The sequence below is a fragment of the Ruegeria sp. AM4 genome (assembly GCF_056540665.1).
In genome coordinates, this window is record NZ_JBQFXD010000001.1 from 1,048,837 (window position 1) to 1,064,156 (window position 15,320).

At 60.1% G+C, this 15,320-nt stretch carries 16 protein-coding genes and 2 tRNA genes; 17 read left to right on the forward strand and 1 reads right to left on the reverse strand.

The genetic code is table 11. The features are described from left to right. Positions 1-73: 73 nt before the first annotated feature. The 6 genes from ACR0JA_RS05260 to ACR0JA_RS05285 all read left to right on the forward strand — a co-directional run bounded on the left by ACR0JA_RS05260 (position 74) and on the right by ACR0JA_RS05285 (position 4,918). Positions 74-322 (forward strand): hypothetical protein, encoded by a 249-nt coding sequence (locus tag ACR0JA_RS05260; RefSeq protein WP_480570943.1) that lies wholly within the window; start codon positions 74-76, stop codon positions 320-322. 138 nt (positions 323-460) lie between these two features. Then, positions 461-1,747: a homoserine dehydrogenase gene (locus ACR0JA_RS05265; RefSeq protein ID WP_480570946.1), complete on the forward strand. Its 1,287-nt coding sequence runs from the start codon at positions 461-463 to the stop codon at positions 1,745-1,747. Between the two features lie 70 nt (positions 1,748-1,817). Then, positions 1,818-2,801: a class II fructose-bisphosphatase gene (glpX, locus tag ACR0JA_RS05270; protein ID WP_480570949.1), complete on the forward strand. Its 984-nt coding sequence runs from the start codon at positions 1,818-1,820 to the stop codon at positions 2,799-2,801. A 93-nt stretch (positions 2,802-2,894) separates the two neighbouring features. Next, positions 2,895-4,637: a single-stranded-DNA-specific exonuclease RecJ gene (recJ, locus tag ACR0JA_RS05275; protein ID WP_480570952.1), complete on the forward strand. Its 1,743-nt coding sequence runs from the start codon at positions 2,895-2,897 to the stop codon at positions 4,635-4,637. Positions 4,638-4,746: 109 nt separating this feature from the next. Next, positions 4,747-4,821 (forward strand) — tRNA-Glu (locus ACR0JA_RS05280). 22 nt (positions 4,822-4,843) lie between these two features. Beyond that, positions 4,844-4,918: transfer RNA gene (locus tag ACR0JA_RS05285), tRNA-Glu, on the forward strand. Between the two features lie 181 nt (positions 4,919-5,099). Here ACR0JA_RS05285 and ACR0JA_RS05290 read toward each other — a convergent pair. Further along, positions 5,100-6,119, reverse strand: a complete 1,020-nt coding sequence (locus tag ACR0JA_RS05290) for a LacI family DNA-binding transcriptional regulator (RefSeq protein ID WP_480570954.1) — start codon at positions 6,117-6,119, stop codon at positions 5,100-5,102. Between the two features lie 135 nt (positions 6,120-6,254). On the opposite strand from ACR0JA_RS05290, the gene ACR0JA_RS05295 reads away from it, so the two are divergent. The 11 genes from ACR0JA_RS05295 to ACR0JA_RS05345 all read left to right on the forward strand — a co-directional run bounded on the left by ACR0JA_RS05295 (position 6,255) and on the right by ACR0JA_RS05345 (position 15,273). Then, positions 6,255-6,440 carry a hypothetical protein gene (locus ACR0JA_RS05295; RefSeq protein ID WP_480570957.1) on the forward strand — a complete coding sequence of 62 codons (186 nt, stop codon included), beginning with the start codon at positions 6,255-6,257 and terminating at the stop codon, positions 6,438-6,440. A gap of 22 nt (positions 6,441-6,462) precedes the next feature. Then, a complete protein-coding gene (locus ACR0JA_RS05300; protein ID WP_480570960.1) occupies positions 6,463-7,608 on the forward strand; it encodes a TRAP transporter substrate-binding protein in 1,146 nt (381 codons plus the stop codon). A 112-nt stretch (positions 7,609-7,720) separates the two neighbouring features. Next, positions 7,721-8,233 carry a TRAP transporter small permease gene (locus ACR0JA_RS05305; RefSeq protein ID WP_480570962.1) on the forward strand — a complete coding sequence of 171 codons (513 nt, stop codon included), beginning with the start codon at positions 7,721-7,723 and terminating at the stop codon, positions 8,231-8,233. A gap of 11 nt (positions 8,234-8,244) precedes the next feature. After that, positions 8,245-9,573 carry a TRAP transporter large permease gene (locus ACR0JA_RS05310; RefSeq protein ID WP_480570965.1) on the forward strand — a complete coding sequence of 443 codons (1,329 nt, stop codon included), beginning with the start codon at positions 8,245-8,247 and terminating at the stop codon, positions 9,571-9,573. 12 nt (positions 9,574-9,585) lie between these two features. Beyond that, positions 9,586-10,893, forward strand: a complete 1,308-nt coding sequence (hisD, locus tag ACR0JA_RS05315; protein WP_480570968.1) for a histidinol dehydrogenase — start codon at positions 9,586-9,588, stop codon at positions 10,891-10,893. After that, a complete protein-coding gene (locus ACR0JA_RS05320; protein ID WP_480570970.1) occupies positions 10,886-11,647 on the forward strand; it encodes an SDR family NAD(P)-dependent oxidoreductase in 762 nt (253 codons plus the stop codon). Before hisD ends, ACR0JA_RS05320 begins: the two co-directional genes overlap by 8 nt. Next, on the forward strand, positions 11,644-12,624 hold the full coding sequence (locus ACR0JA_RS05325; RefSeq protein WP_480570973.1) for an alcohol dehydrogenase catalytic domain-containing protein: 981 nt from the start codon (positions 11,644-11,646) through the stop codon (positions 12,622-12,624). Before ACR0JA_RS05320 ends, ACR0JA_RS05325 begins: the two co-directional genes overlap by 4 nt. A 23-nt stretch (positions 12,625-12,647) precedes the next feature. Next, complete coding sequence (locus ACR0JA_RS05330; RefSeq protein WP_480570976.1) at positions 12,648-13,058, forward strand: universal stress protein; 411 nt, start codon at positions 12,648-12,650, stop codon at positions 13,056-13,058. Positions 13,059-13,106: 48 nt separating this feature from the next. Continuing rightward, positions 13,107-13,613, forward strand: a complete 507-nt coding sequence (gene comD, locus ACR0JA_RS05335) for a sulfopyruvate decarboxylase subunit alpha (RefSeq protein WP_480570979.1) — start codon at positions 13,107-13,109, stop codon at positions 13,611-13,613. After that, positions 13,610-14,164, forward strand: coding sequence for a sulfopyruvate decarboxylase subunit beta (comE, locus tag ACR0JA_RS05340; RefSeq protein ID WP_480570981.1), 555 nt, complete (start codon positions 13,610-13,612; stop codon positions 14,162-14,164). Before comD ends, comE begins: the two co-directional genes overlap by 4 nt. After that, positions 14,164-15,273 (forward strand): alpha-hydroxy acid oxidase, encoded by a 1,110-nt coding sequence (locus tag ACR0JA_RS05345; protein ID WP_480570984.1) that lies wholly within the window; start codon positions 14,164-14,166, stop codon positions 15,271-15,273. Before comE ends, ACR0JA_RS05345 begins: the two co-directional genes overlap by 1 nt. The last annotated feature ends 47 nt before the right edge of the window (positions 15,274-15,320 follow it).

Below are 15,320 nucleotides of genomic sequence, written 5' to 3' on the forward strand. Positions count from 1 at the left end.
CAGATAGAACCCCGCTTGAACCGGACCGGCAAAAGGTGCATCACAAGTCAACGCCGCAACCCAAAGGTCCGCAATGAAACCATTGCCGCTGATACTCGTGCTGCTCGTCTGCGCCGCCTGCGCCGATATCCCCGAGCTTGAGGGCAGCGAGGGGCCCGCCCTGCGCAAAGCAGCCTATCCCAAGCTGATCCCGATCTCGGACACCCTCGGCCAGGCCGTCGACCCCGTCAGCGAGGCGGAAGAAGTCGAGGAAGAATTGACGGCGCGCAGTGAAGCATTGGCCGAAAAAGCGCAAGCGCTGCAAGCGGTCGATATCGACTAAGTCGTTCAGCGCACTGGCCTGTGGCATCGCGTTCAGACCCGCCAAGACGGATTGCACCCTTCCGCCGAACCCGCTAAGGCAACCCGCAAAGGGCGTATCGCCCGAACTGCAAATGCAAGCGGAAAGGACCCCAAAAGAATGACACAGGCGCTGAGGCTTGGAATTGCGGGTTTGGGCACCGTTGGCATTGGGGTCGTCAAGATCGTTCGCCGCCACGCAGATCTGCTCGCGGCGCGCACCGGGCATCCCATCGAGATCGTTGCCGTATCGGCGCGCGACGCGCAAAAGGATCGCGGTGTCAGCCTTTCCGGCTATGCGTTCGAGACTGATCCCGTAGCGCTGGCGAAACGCGACGATATCGATGTGTTTGTCGAGCTGATGGGCGGCGAAGACGGGCCGGCAAAGGCGTCAGTCGAAGCGGCGCTGGCCAGCGGTAAAGACGTTGTCACCGCGAACAAAGCGCTTTTGGCGATCCACGGTCAGGAACTGGCAGAACAGGCGGAATCAGCCGGGCGTGTCATCCGGTTCGAGGCCGCCGTAGCAGGCGGCATCCCTGTCATCAAATCGCTGACCGAGGGGCTGGCGGGCAACGAGATCACCCGTGTCATGGGCGTGATGAACGGAACCTGCAACTACATCCTGACCCGGATGCAATCTCAGGGACTGGGCTACAACGCTCTGTTCGAAGAATGCGCCCAATTGGGGTATCTCGAGGCTGACCCGAACCTGGATGTAGGCGGCATCGACGCGGCGCATAAACTGGCGCTGCTGTCCTCGATTGCCTTCGGCACCAAACCCAATTTCGACGGCATTCAGATCGAAGGGATACAGCGCATCAGCCTGGATGATATCCAGCAAGCTGCTGATATGGGCTATCGCATCAAGCTGCTCGGCGTGGCGCAACGCACCGCACGTGGTCTTGAGCAACGGATGCAACCCTGCCTGGTACCCAGCGACTCGCCCTTGGGTCAGCTTGAGGGTGGCACCAACATGGTGGTGATCGAAGGTGACGCTGTCGAACAGGTCGTGCTACGCGGTCCCGGTGCGGGCGAAGGCCCCACGGCAAGCGCCGTCATGGGCGATATCTGCGATCTGGCGCGCGGACTTCACATTCCAACGTTCGGCCGACCGGTCGGCACACTGGAAGCGGCTCAGCCTGCCCAGACCGGATTGCCCGCGCCTTACTATTTACGTCTGGCTTTGCATGACAAACCCGGCGCTCTGGCCAAGGTCGCCGCTATTCTGGGCGACGCAGGTGTTTCGATCGACAGGATGCGCCAATACGCGCATGCCGAAAGTACGGCCCCCGTTCTGATTGTGACACATAAGACCACGCGCTCGATGCTGGATCAGGCGCTGGACGGGCTGCGCGGTACAGATGTCGTCGCCGCAGAGGCCGTCGCGCTGAGAATCGAACAGGTCTGACCCCTTGCGGCCCGCGGCAATCGCGGGCTATTCCGGATCAACGCCCATGCTGACCAAAGGATAACCGAAGATGAACGCTGCCAAGACCGATTTCAATGATCGCCTACTGTCGCTGGGCCTTGCTCGGGTGGCCGAACAGGCCGCGCTCGCCTCGGCCTCGCTGGTTGGCCGTGGCGACGAAAAGGCAGCCGATCAGGCCGCCGTCAACGCCATGCGCGAACAGCTGAACCTGCTGGACATTGCCGGTGTGGTGGTCATTGGTGAGGGTGAGCGCGACGAAGCGCCGATGCTGTATATCGGCGAAGAGGTCGGCACTGGCAACGGCCCGGGTGTCGACATCGCACTGGACCCGCTTGAAGGCACAACCCTGACCGCCAAGGACATGCCCAACGCCTTGACCGTGATCGCGATGGGCCCTCGGGGTTCAATGCTGCACGCCCCGGATGTCTATATGGACAAACTGGCTATCGGCCCGGGCTTTGCCGAGGGTGTGGTCAACCTGGATATGTCTCCGCGCGAACGGGTCGAGGCTCTGGCCAAGGCAAAGGATTGCGAGCCCGCCGACATCACAGTGTGCATCCTCGAACGCCCTCGTCACGAGGCGATGATTGCCGAAGTGCGGGAAACTGGCGCGTCGATCCGCCTGATCACCGACGGCGACGTTGCGGGCGTCATGCATTGTGCAGAAAGTGAAGTGACCGGCATCGACATGTATATGGGTCAGGGTGGCGCGCCCGAGGGCGTTCTGGCCGCCGCCGCGCTCAAATGCATGGGCGGTCAGATCTTTGGTCGACTGCTGTTCCGCAACGATGACGAACGCGGCCGCGCCGGAAAGGCAGGTATCACCGATCTGGATCGCGTCTATAGCCGGGACGAGATGGTTACGGCAGACGTGATCTTTGCCGCGACCGGCGTCACCGGTGGATCACTTCTACCGCGCATCAAGCGCGAGCCGGGCTGGGTCGAAACCACTACGTTGCTGATGCGGTCCAAGACCGGTTCGGTCCGGCGCATGTCCTATCGAACACCGATGTGGTCGCATGACAACGCCTAGCGGCTTGCGCCGCAGCCTCCGGCGGGAGTATTTTTGAAAAGATGAAGAGGCCGGGTCCGTGAGGGCGCGGCCTTGTTTCGCAAAGGGCGTGGGATGAGTTTTCTAGGGGTTGAGCAATCTTTGACAGGTCGGCGCTGGCTTGGGCCCGCCGCTGAAACGGAACGCGCAACAGAAATGTTGGCCCAGCAGACCGACCTGCCCCGCGCCGTGTGTCAGGTGCTGGCGCGGCGCGGCGTTCCGCCGATGGAGGCGCGCGGGTTTCTTGATCCCAAGTTGAAAGAGCTTTTGCCCGATCCACGCGCGATGAAAGATATGGAGGTCGCCGCGCGGCGATTTCTAAAAGCAGTGCGCGACCGGCAAAGGATCGCCGTCTTTGCGGACTATGATGTCGATGGCGGGAGCTCGGCAGCATTGCTGCTGGTGTGGTTGCGCCAGATGGGATTGCAGGCGACGCTGTATGTGCCGGATCGGATCGACGAAGGGTATGGACCCAATGCTCCCGCAATGGCCGAACTGGCTGCGTTACATGACCTGATCATCTGTGTCGATTGCGGCACCCTGAGTCATGAGCCGATTGCCGCGGCAAAAGGGGCCGACGTTATCGTGCTGGATCACCACCTTGGCGGCGAAACGCTGCCGGATTGCGTTGCGGTCGTGAACCCAAATCGCCAGGACGAGAGCGGCGACCTTGGGTATCTCTGCGCGGCGGCGGTCGTTTTCCTGATGCTGGTCGAGGCCGGCAGGCAGTTGCGAGAGGACGGCACCAAAGGCCCGGACCTGATTGCCCTGCTCGATCTGGTCGCGCTGGCCACGGTGGCCGATGTCGCGCCGCTGATCGATGCCAATCGCGCCCTTGTGCGGCAGGGGCTGAAGGTCATGGCCCAGCGAAAAAGACCGGGGCTTGTAGCCCTCTCGGACGTCGCCCGTATGGACACAGCGCCCAACAGCTATCACCTTGGTTTTCTGCTTGGACCGCGCGTGAACGCGGGCGGGCGTATTGGCCAGGCCGATCTGGGTGCACGACTGCTGAGCACTGACTCGGCTTCCGAAGCAGAGGCCATCTCGCAAAAACTGGAAAGTCTCAATACCGAACGGCGTGAGATTGAGAACGCCGTCCGCGCTGCTGCGCTGACTCAGGCGGAAGAGCACGGGTTAGATGCGCCTTTGGTCTGGGCAGCGGGTGAGGGCTGGCATCCGGGCGTTGTCGGTATCGTCGCGTCGCGCCTGAAAGAGGCCGCAAACCGCCCTGCCATCGTCATCGGTTTCGACGGCGACGAAGGCAAAGGGTCGGGCCGGTCGGTCTCTGGCGTCGATCTGGGCGCATCCATTCAACGTCTGGCCACAGAGGGGCTGCTGGTTAAAGGCGGCGGTCACAAGATGGCGGCGGGTCTGACCGTTATGCGCGACCAATTGGAACCGGCGATGGAGCGGCTGAGCGCCCTGGTGGCCAAACAAGGCGCCGGGCAAGGCGGTCCCGCCGACCTGAAGCTTGACGGTGCCCTGATGCCCGGTGCGGCAACCGTCGAGTTGGTGGAACAGATCGAACAGGCTGGCCCATTCGGTGCCGGTGCCCCTGCCCCACGATACGCGCTGCCGGATTTGCAGGTGCGCTTTGCCAAACGTGTGGGAGAGTCGCATTTGAAACTGTCTCTGTCTGATGGAATGAGCGGCGGTCTGGATGCCATTGCCTTTGGCGCCTTTGATGGACCGATGGGGGAACGCCTGTCGAACCATGGCGGCGCGCGGTTTCATTTCGCAGGTCGGCTTGAGGTCAATTCCTGGGGCGGCCGTCAGACCGTACAGCTGAGGCTTGAAGACGCTGCAGAGGCCAATTGACGGCCGAATTGCCCGTAAATCGGGGACGTCAAAAAAGTTTCACAGCCTTGCGTTTTTCGGCTTGCGGGGGTGCAAGGTAAACCGTAAAAGGCCCTCCACAAGCCAGCGTGGCCCGTTCGTCTATCGGTTAGGACGCCAGGTTTTCAACCTGGAAAGAGGGGTTCGATTCCCCTACGGGCTACCACTTGTGCTTGTTTGGTCTGGATGGCCCGTTCGTCTATCGGTTAGGACGCCAGGTTTTCAACCTGGAAAGAGGGGTTCGATTCCCCTACGGGCTACCATTTCTTTCGTCCAACATGAATTGCTCTTTCGGTCGCTGTCGCAGGATCGACAAACCTTCACCCGGCGCGATGCAGACGAAGACGCCCTCTATGGCACTGAAAGCATTTACATTCGTGAAGGGCTTGGGATCAACGCTTTAGTTCGAGCGGCTTGAGAAGCCTCGAATGTTGCACATGCACCTCAGTTTACCCGCCCCAAAGAGTCGCGCATAACGATGCCGGTTTCCAGTCGCAATGACTGCCCCAGCGACGATGTTTCGATCATGCTGATCAACTCAACCGCGGCGGCGCGGCCCATATCCCGGTGTGGAACGTGGATCGTTGTCAGGCCGGGCTGCACGATCCTTGCCAGTTCGATATCGTCAAACCCGGTGATGGATATATCATCGGGCACGCAAAGACCCATTTGACGCGCCTGATGCATCGCGCCAACAGCCAGAACGTCGTTGCCGCATAAAACAGCCGTCGGCGGCTTGTCGCTTGACATCAACTGGCGAAACGCATCGGCCCCGTTTTCGATCTCATAGGTGGTTTCGATGACCGGCAGCGATTCAGGCCGCAGACCGTTCTGCGCCATGGCGTCCCGGATACCCTGCGTCCGCAGCCGGGCTCGGTCGTTTCCCTGACTAAGTCCCGATATCGTTGCGAGGCGTGTGTGGCCGAGGCCGATCACCTGGTCGGCCAGCGCCATCATTGCGCGCCGGTTGTCGAACCCGATCGAAGGAATTTGTTCCCCGGCATCAAACGACCAGGCGACCAACGCAGGTACTTTCTGTCGCGCCAGATAGTCGCAAATGCTCGGATCCCGGTCATGGCCGATCAACAGAAGACCGTCGGCCCCACGGGCGACCAGAGTGCGGATCTGCTCTTCCTCGACCTCTGGTTTGTAGGCAGAGCTGGACACCAGCAGAGTGTACCCGCGCTTGTGGATCTCCTCCTGAAAGGCCTGCAAACCACGGGCGAAGATGGCGTTTTCCATTGTCGGTATGATCGCCCCGATGGTGAACGACCGCTTTGCAGCCATCACCCGTGCCGCGAAATTCGGGGTATATCCCAACGCGTCAACAGCAGCCATCACCCGGTCGCGCGTCGCCTGAACCACGCGCTGCGGATCGTTCAGGCACCGCGATACGGTGGCTGTCGAAACACCTGCCCTCTTGGCGACATCGTCCAGGGTCGGAGCCGACCGGAGATTTGACATTCTCGATCCCGATATTTGCTTTTTCTGAATACTAACCGCTTCTGGGGCGCGAAGAAAGCATCAATGTAAGCGCTTGCATTATCGATGTAAGCGCTTACAAAGGAGATAGGGCTGATTCTACAGGGAGTCCCGGAAATGTTCCTTGCCGCATCCACCATCGTGTTTGTCATCTACTTTGCGAATGTGGCGCTGGGGGCTTTTGCAAACAGCGCATTTCTTGGCGACGTCGGAGAAATGCTGGTCCTGTTCGCGGCGTCGATCCTGTTCGTTGTCGCAATTCTGAAAAAGGAAGCCGATCGCGACGCGAAAAACGGCGGCTGAATTTTGCTTGGGAGGGCAATCTATGAACAACGACAACAACGAACTGGCGTCTGCGGAACGGCGCAACTTTCTGAAGCTCAGCGCAAGTGGTGCCTTTACCGCGGCGCTGGTCGCCGGTGCCAGCGGTGTCCTGTGGTCGTCCGAGGCCGCAGCGCAGACCGCCAAAGAAGAGAGTGAGCGCGAAAAGGCCGCCGATCATATCATGACCGTCGCGACAGCATACGTAATGGGCGCGTCGCGCAGCTATCCGATCATGCAGCTTGATCTGAAGGAAAACATCCAGAACGCGACCAACGGCAAGGTCTATGTCAAACTGGCCCCGGGCGGCCAGTTGGGCGCAGGCGGTGCGCTGGTGCAGAAGGTTCAGGGCGGGACCATTCAGGCCGCGCAACATTCGCTGTCGAACTTTGCGCCGTTTGCTTCGACCGTTGACCTGATCAACATGCCGTACCTGTGCGGTTCGAACCAGCGGTTCACCAATCTGGTACATTCCGACACCTGGCAGAACGAAGTCCACCCCAAAGTCGAGGCCGCAGGGTTCAAGGCGCTGTTCTACGTGGTGATCGACCCCCGTGTCGTTGCTGTGCGTCAGGGCGGCAATCCGATCGTGACACCCGGCGATATGAGCGGTGTGAAGTTCCGCGTTCCGGGCTCGAAAATGCTTCAGCAATACTACCGCATGGTTGGCGCGAACCCGACGCCTGTTGCCTGGGGCGAGACCCCCTCGGCCATCAAGCAGGGCGTGGCAGATGCGCTGGATCCGTCGGTTGGCGCGCTTTACGTGTTTGGGTTCAAGGACATCCTCAGCAACGTGACCTTCACACAAGCGGTGCCGGACAGTCAGGTCTATTCCTGCAACCTCGAGTGGTTCAACTCGATGCCCGCCGACGTTCAGGAAGGCATCATGTGGGGCGCCGAGATGACCAGCCACCAGAACCTGTCCAAGGTTCCCTCGGCACGGGCTTACGCCATGGCCGAATTGAACAAGGCTGGCGTTCAGTTCCAGTCCCTCACCGCGGATCAACTGGCCGAATGGCAGGATGTCGGCGGCTATCAGCGTTCCGAATGGGATCCGTTCAAGACCGAGCTTGCCGGATCGATGGACAACTTTGAGAAACTGGTCGAAGCAGCTGGTACTCAAGGCAAATACTACGTCCACGACGCGTAAGGCCACCATGGTGGGCACCCGATCCGGGTGCCTTCTACATCCACTGACAGTCTAGTCCCAGAGACCCGCCCAAGAAGGTTCGGGACTGGCTGCTTTTTCGCCGAGGGAAGCGATGCCCATTCTTAAAAACATAGACCGCAACGCCGAACGCTGGCTGCTGCTGGTGTTCTACGTGATGCTGGTCATCACCATGGCCATCGAGGTTCTGCGGCGAGAGATCTTTGCTTACTCCTCGATTTGGGGCGAAGAGATCGTTCGCTATTCCTTTATTTATCTTGCCTGGATCGGTGCTGCGGCTGCGGTGAAAGAGCGTGCTCATATCCGCATCGACGTGATCATGCACTACATCGGACAGCGCCCGAAGGCATTGCTGTATATCTTCGGCGATCTGGTGATGTTCGCGGTTGCGATCATCGCGCTGTACTGGTCTTACGAGGCGGTACACGTCTCCGCCAAGTTCGGGTCGGTCACCGATGGCCTGCGGGTTTCCAAAGTCTGGTTCCTGATGGCGGTTCCCACCGGATTTGCGCTGATGATCTGGCGACTGATCCAATCCCTGATGCGCGACCTGAAATCGCTTCGTGACGGCACGCCCGTCTTCGAAGGCGACAAGCTGTTTGACTGAGGAGATCTGAGATGCTCTGGAATTCCCTCAATCAAACGGTCGAGCTTGGCTGGGATTTTTACCTGCCCGTTATCCTGTTTGTCGGCCTGATCGCGCTTGCTGTTCCCGTCTGGGCAGCGATTGGCACGGCGGCGATTGTCATGCTGGTCATGTCCGGCGATCTGCCCCTGAGCCTTGTGGGCGAAAGTCTGTTCACCGGCATCGACGCGTTTGCCCTGACCGCCGTTCCTCTGTTTATTCTGACGGGCGACGTCTTGGTCCGCACCGGACTGTCGCGGAAATTCCTCGACGTGGCCGAGGCGCTGACCTGTTTCGCAAAGGGCGGATTCGGATCCGCCACTGTTCTGGTCTGCGGCATGTTCGCGGCGATCTCGGGCTCGGACGCCGCAGGCGCGGCCGCCGTGGGACGCATGACCATCAACCGTCTGGTCGAAAGCGGCTATCCCCGCCCTTATGCCTGCGCATTGGTGGCCGCCGGTGCCTGTACCGGCATCCTGATCCCACCTTCGATCGCCTATATCATCATCGGTCTTGTGCTGGGTATTTCGGCCTCGACCCTGTTCCTTGCAGCACTGATCCCGGGTCTGGCCATTCTGGTGTCTATCCTGATCACCAACATCATCATGAACCGCATCTATTCCTATGAGGGCGGCGGCATGATGACCATGGGCGAATGGTTTGCCAATCTGGGAAAGGCGCTGAAATCCGGCTGGTACGCTTTCATCGTGCCCGGCATCATCTTCTACGGCATCTTTTCGGGCCGCCTGACCCCGACCGAGGCAGGTGCGACCGCTGTTGTTGTGACCATCATCATGGGTTTCATCATGCGCACGCTGTCGCTGGCCGACTTCCCGTCGATGCTGGTCAGTTCGGCCAAGGTGAACGGTGTGATCCTGCCGATCATCGCTTTCTCGGCCCCCTTGGCCGAGGCGTTGGCCATCATGGGCGTCCCACAGGGTTTCGTTACATCCGTCACCGCACTGACCGATGATCCCTATCTTCTGATCCTGCTGATGATCGGAATTCTGGTCGCTGCGGGCTGCGTCATGGAGACGACGCCGAACATCGTGATCCTTGCACCGATCCTGAAGCCGCTGGCTGACAATATCGGCATGAACGAGATCCAGTTCTGCATCATGATGATCACCGCATTGGGTGTCGGCTTTATCACTCCGCCGCTGGGTCTGAACCTGTTTGTCGTATCTGGCATTACCGGCGAGTCAATTCTGAAGATAGCCGCCCGTGCCATACCTTTCGTATTGACCATGTTGATCGTGGTTCTTCTGATCGCCTATGTTCCGGCGGTTTCGACCACTCTGCTTCCTGCAATCTACCAATAGGATCTGCTGAAAATGCCTCGTGACTATCTGAAAAAGGCAACTTTGACCGCGCAATCTCATGCAACTGAGGTGCATGATACGGTCAAGACTATCCTTGCCGACATCGAAACCGGCGGCGACGCCAAGGCGCTGGAATACGCGGCCAAGTTCGACAAGTTCGAAGGCAACGTCTTGATGACCGCGGAAGAGATCGAAGCGGCCTGCGCCCTGGTGCCAGAGAAGCTGAAGGCTGATATCCGCTTTGCCCATGACAACGTGCGCCGCTTTGCCGAAACGCAAAAGGCGACCGTCTCGGATGTGCAAATGGAGATCGTACCCGGCTTTGTCGCCGGTCAAAAGGCGATCCCGGTGGATGCGGCGGGATGTTATGTACCCGGCGGGCGCTATAGCCACATTGCAAGTGCGATCATGACAGTCACCACAGCCAAAGTCGCTGGTTGCCGCCACATCACGGCCTGTTCCCCACCCCGCCCCGGCGAAGGTGTTGCGCCGGCGATTGTCTACGCAGCGCATATCTGCGGCGCGGACAGCATTCTGGCGATGGGTGGTGTGCAGGGCGTTGCTGCGATGACCTATGGCCTGTTCGGTCTGCCGCGCGCAAACATCCTTGTCGGCCCCGGCAACCAGTTCGTGGCCGAGGCGAAGCGGATCCTCTACGGCAAGGTTGGCATCGACATGATCGCCGGACCGACCGACAGCCTGATCCTTGCGGACGCGACCTCGGACGCGCATGTGGTGGCGACCGATTTGGTGAGCCAAGCCGAACATGGGTACAACTCGCCTGTCTGGCTTGTGACCGACGATCGCGCACTTGCTGAGAAGGTCATGGAATTGGTTCCCGCGCTGATCGAAGACCTGCCCGACCTGAACCGCGAGAACGCCTTTGCCGCGTGGCGCGACTATGCCGAGGTTATCGTCTGCTCGGATCGCGAGGAAATGGCCGCCTGTTCAGACGACTATGCGCCCGAGCACCTCACCGTTCAGGCAGAAGATCTGGATTGGTGGCTGAGCCGCCTGACCTGCTATGGCTCGCTGTTTCTGGGGGAAGAAACCACCGTGTCTTATGGCGACAAGGCCACCGGAACCAACCATGTGCTGCCCACGTCGGGCGCGGCCAGCTATACTGGCGGGTTGAGTGTGCACAAATACATGAAGATCGTGACCTGGCAACGCGCCACGCGCGAAGGGTCAAAATCCATCGCCGAAGCGACCGCCCGTATTTCCCGCCTTGAGGGAATGGAGGGTCACGCCCGTGCGGCAGACGTGCGTCTTGCCAAGTATTTCCCGGACGAACAGTTCGATCTGACCGCTGATGGATGACCCGCGCGCGCTCTTTGATCTGACGGGCAAGGTGGCGTGTATTACGGGTGCCAGTTCCGGGCTGGGTCGGCAGGTCGCCAAAGTCTTGGCGTCCGCCGGGGCCAAAGTGGTTGGTGTTGCACGCCGCGCGGATGGGTTGAACGCGATGTGCGCCGAGATCGGCGACTCCGCCACAGGCGTCGCCGCCGACGTAGCGGATCGCGACAGGATGCCGGATCTGGTTCAGGCGGTCTCGGACAGTTTCGGCGCGCCTGATATTCTTGTGCACGCGGCCGGGGTCAATACCCGCGAGCCTGCAGATGACGTCACCGATCAGGGCTGGGATGCGACACTGGCCCTGAACCTCAGCGCGCCATTCTTTCTGAGCAAGGCGATGGTTCCCGCGATGAAAGAGAAAGGCTGGGGGCGGATCGTCAACTTCGCCTCACTTCAGACAACAAGGGCGTTTCCAGGCGGGATTGCTTACGGTGCAACCAAGGGCGGCATCGGTCAGTTGACGCGAGCCATGGCCGAAGCGTGGACGCCTTTTGGCATCACCGCTAACGCCATTGGTCCGGGATTTTTTCCGACCGAACTGACCCAGGCGGTTTTCGACGACCCGGAACGCGCGGCCCGCAACGCCGCCCAAACCTGTATACAGCGCAACGGGCGGCTCGAGGATATCGACGGCCCGATCCTGTTTCTCTGCTCGACGGCATCCGACTATGTCACCGGGCAGGTGCTGATGGTTGACGGGGGGTTCACGGCAAAATGAAGGCGCTTGTCTATCACGGGGTTGAACGGCTTGAGTTCGAAGACGTTCCGGACGCCACCCCAAATCTGGGTGAGCATCTCATCCGCGTTGATGCCGTCGGGATATGCGGGTCGGATATGCACGCCTATCTGGGCCACGACGCGCGCCGCCCTGCCCCGTTGATCCTTGGCCACGAGGCAGCAGGCGTCATCGTCGACGGCCCTAAGGAGGGGACGCGAGTCACCGTCAACCCGCTGGTATCGTGCGGCGTATGCGCTGCCTGCAAGTCGGGTCGTGAAAACCTCTGCGGCAAGCGGCAGATCATTTCGATGCCACCACGCGAAGGCGCGTTTGCGCAGTTTGTTGCGATGCCCGAGAGAAATCTTGTCGAAGTTCCCGATCACGTTTCGTTGGCAAAGGCGGCGCTGGCGGAACCTCTGGCCGTAAGCTGGCACGCCGTCCGGCTCGCGCTCGAAGCACTGCACCCGGCAATGGACAAGCGCGCACTGGTGATCGGCGGTGGGGCCATCGGACTGGCCGCTGCGCTGGCATTGCATGCCATGGGTGTTGAGGATGTTACGATCACGGAACCCAACGCCTTGCGCCGTGAATATTTGCGCAACCTAGTCAATCTGAATGCGCAGGACCAACCCGGCGGAACCTACCCGATTGTGATCGATGCTGTCGGGTTTTCCGCCACGCGTACGGCAGCCTCGGCCTGTGCGGAACCGGGTGGCGTCATCGCGCATGTGGGGCTGGGCGAAGATACCGGCGGGCTGGACATACGCCGCATGACCTTGCAGGAGATCACGTTCATCGGGACCTACACTTATACGGCCGAGGATTTCAGACAAACCGCCCAGGCGATCTTTGACGGGCGACTGGGCGCGCTGGATTGGGTCGAGGAACGGGCCTTGTCCGATGGTGCGCAGGCCTTTCGTGACATCCGCTCTGGCGCGGTTGCCGCACCAAAGATTATCCTGAACCCATGGGGATAAACCCGCAAGAATTGGAGGCATCCATGTACAAAAAAGTAATTGTCCCGATGGCGCTGGATCATGGCATTTCACAGCACACGTTAGAGGTCGCACGCGCCCTGTCAGAAAAGGGGGCGGAAATCATCGCGCTGCATGTCTATGAACTGCCGCAGGGCTCGGTCAGCACGTTTCTTGACAAATCCGTTGTCGAGGAAGCCTTTCAGCGCTCTCGCGGCAAATTGCTGGAAAAGACCGAAGGGCTCGACGGCGTGAGGCCTGAAATTGTCAAGGGCCACACCGCGCGTACGATCATTGACTACGCAAAGGACAACGATGTCGATTGCATCGTCATCGGATCGCACAAGCCGGGTATCAGCGACTATTTTCTCGGGTCGACCGCCTCGCGTGTCGTCCGCCATGCGCCTTGCGCCGTGCACGTGCACCGCGGGCTTTGAACCGTCAATCGCGCCACTGGCGCCCCATACAGGACTGACAGATCGGACATGAACATAGACAAGAAGATCACCGATGATCTGGTGGCGAACGATATCTCGTTTGTCACCACCGTGCCGTGCAAACAACTGGCCGGCGTGATTGAGGAAATTGACCAGCGCGACGGCATCTATCACATCCCTTCAAATAAAGAAGATGAAGGTATGGGTCTGTGCGCAGGCGCCTGGATGGGCGGCAAACGCCCCGCCATCATCATGCAGAACACTGCAATCGGCGTAACAATCAACACGCTGGCGACGTTGATCCAGTATTACCGGATGCCGTTGCCGATGCTCATCTCGTATCGGGGCGAGCTGCGCGAGCCCATCGCCTGTCAGGTCGAAATGGCCGTGCATACCAAGGCGCTGCTGGCGCAGCTGAACATCCCAACCTATCACTTCCACCACAGGGAAGATGTCGAGGAGCTGGATGCGATCCTGAAATACACCTTCATGTGCAACAAACCGGTCGCCATCCTGACCGATGCCAACTTCTGGGGAGGCTACGGCGACCAATGATCCGTTCTGAGATTCTGAAAGAAATCGCTCCGATCCTGCGGGATCAACTGGTTGTCTGCAACATCGGCATCCCCAGCCAAGAGCTGCACGCCATCGACGACCAGCCCAACAACTTCTACATGCTGGGCACGATGGGGCTTGCGTCATCGATTGGCCTTGGGTTGGCGCTGTCGCAGCCCAAACCGGTTATCGTGATTGACGGCGATGGTTCGATCCTGACCAATCTGGGCACCCTGCCCACGATCGCCAATAATGTGGCCGACAATTATGTTCTATTGATCGTCGACAATGGCTCCTATGGCTCGACCGGAGATCAGCCCACCTATGCCGGCCAGAAGACCTCGCTTGCAAAAATGGCCGAGGCTGCCGGATGTGACCGCGTCATCGAATGTCAGGCCGAAGACACCGGCCGCGTGCTGCAAGAGGCGCTGGACGCCGGGCAGATGACGATCATCGTCAGCAAGTGCGAAAGCGGCAATGCCAAGATGCCTCCGATCACGATGGACCCCGTGGTAATCCGCGATCGCTTTATGAAAGCTGTTCAGGCGTAATGCCGCAAAGCGCCATCCACTGCGCCGAAGACGCCCGCCGCCTTGCGCGGCGGCGTTTGCCGTGGATGGTGTTCGACTATATCGATGGCGCGGCAGGCGCCGAGGTTGGGGCCACCCGGAACCGCGCGGCTATGGATGCGATGACGCTGCGCCCACGTATCCTGCGCGACGTCAGTAAGCGGTCTTTGGAGAGTTCGGTCTTGGGCACTCCGGCAAATGTCCCTTTTGGCATCGCGCCGATGGGTATGTGCAATTTGTCCGCCCCGGGGGCCGACCTGATGCTGGCCCGTCTGGCCGCGTGTCAGTCGGTTCCGCTGGGTGTTTCGACGGTGGCTTCGACCCCAATGGAAGAGCTGTTGGAAGCCGCCGAGGGTAACGCGTGGTTCCAGCTATATTTCAGCGGCGATGGGACCGGCACCTTCAAGCTGGTCGACCGGGCCAAAGCCGCAGGATATGACACGCTGGTGCTGACCGTCGATGTCCCCGAAGTGGGACGCCGTCCGCGCGAATTGCGGCACGGGTTTCGCATGCCCTTTCGAATGGGTCCGCGGCAGGTTCTGGATTTCGCCCTACATCCGCGCTGGTCGCTATCAACGCTGTTTCGGGGCAAGCCGCAAATGGCTAACTTTCTGATGGAGGGCTACGAGTTTGACCGCACGGAAAGCCGTGCCAAGGCGAATTGGGAAACCTTTGCCCGTCTCAGGGATCGCTGGCCCGGAAACCTTGTTGTCAAAGGCGTGCTGGACGTCGAAGACGCTATTGCCCTGAAAGCCGCTGGTGCGGACGCCATTCAGGTGTCGTCACACGGCGCGCGGCAGCTGGAAAGCGCGCCCGAGCCTTTTTTGATGCTGCCAAAGATTCGCGCAGCCTTGGGCGATGATTTTCCCCTGTTCTACGACAGCGGGCTGCGATCGGGCGAGGACGTGATCAAGGCACTGACCAGTGGCGCTGATTTCGTGTTCTTCGGACGTATCATGCAATTCGCCATCGCGGCCGAGGGCGAGTCCGGGCTCAATCAGCTCTGGTCGGTTTTGCGCGACGAGGTCGACATTGCGATGGCGCAGTTGGGTGTCACTGAGATCAACCAATTGAGAGACATGGGCGTCTGACCTGCCACGACTGCTGGCCCGGGGACTCGACTTTGGCCTGAGTGCAA

Coding starts and splice junctions, on each gene's coding strand:
- ACR0JA_RS05260 (WP_480570943.1), top strand. CDS start 74: ATGAAACCATTGCCGCTGATACTCGTGCTGCTCGTCTGCGCCGCCTGC.
- ACR0JA_RS05265 (WP_480570946.1), top strand. CDS start 461: ATGACACAGGCGCTGAGGCTTGGAATTGCGGGTTTGGGCACCGTTGGC.
- glpX (WP_480570949.1), top strand. CDS start 1,818: ATGAACGCTGCCAAGACCGATTTCAATGATCGCCTACTGTCGCTGGGC.
- recJ (WP_480570952.1), top strand. CDS start 2,895: ATGAGTTTTCTAGGGGTTGAGCAATCTTTGACAGGTCGGCGCTGGCTT.
- ACR0JA_RS05290 (WP_480570954.1), bottom strand. CDS start 6,119: ATGTCAAATCTCCGGTCGGCTCCGACCCTGGACGATGTCGCCAAGAGG.
- ACR0JA_RS05295 (WP_480570957.1), top strand. CDS start 6,255: ATGTTCCTTGCCGCATCCACCATCGTGTTTGTCATCTACTTTGCGAAT.
- ACR0JA_RS05300 (WP_480570960.1), top strand. CDS start 6,463: ATGAACAACGACAACAACGAACTGGCGTCTGCGGAACGGCGCAACTTT.
- ACR0JA_RS05305 (WP_480570962.1), top strand. CDS start 7,721: ATGCCCATTCTTAAAAACATAGACCGCAACGCCGAACGCTGGCTGCTG.
- ACR0JA_RS05310 (WP_480570965.1), top strand. CDS start 8,245: ATGCTCTGGAATTCCCTCAATCAAACGGTCGAGCTTGGCTGGGATTTT.
- hisD (WP_480570968.1), top strand. CDS start 9,586: ATGCCTCGTGACTATCTGAAAAAGGCAACTTTGACCGCGCAATCTCAT.
- ACR0JA_RS05320 (WP_480570970.1), top strand. CDS start 10,886: ATGGATGACCCGCGCGCGCTCTTTGATCTGACGGGCAAGGTGGCGTGT.
- ACR0JA_RS05325 (WP_480570973.1), top strand. CDS start 11,644: ATGAAGGCGCTTGTCTATCACGGGGTTGAACGGCTTGAGTTCGAAGAC.
- ACR0JA_RS05330 (WP_480570976.1), top strand. CDS start 12,648: ATGTACAAAAAAGTAATTGTCCCGATGGCGCTGGATCATGGCATTTCA.
- comD (WP_480570979.1), top strand. CDS start 13,107: ATGAACATAGACAAGAAGATCACCGATGATCTGGTGGCGAACGATATC.
- comE (WP_480570981.1), top strand. CDS start 13,610: ATGATCCGTTCTGAGATTCTGAAAGAAATCGCTCCGATCCTGCGGGAT.
- ACR0JA_RS05345 (WP_480570984.1), top strand. CDS start 14,164: ATGCCGCAAAGCGCCATCCACTGCGCCGAAGACGCCCGCCGCCTTGCG.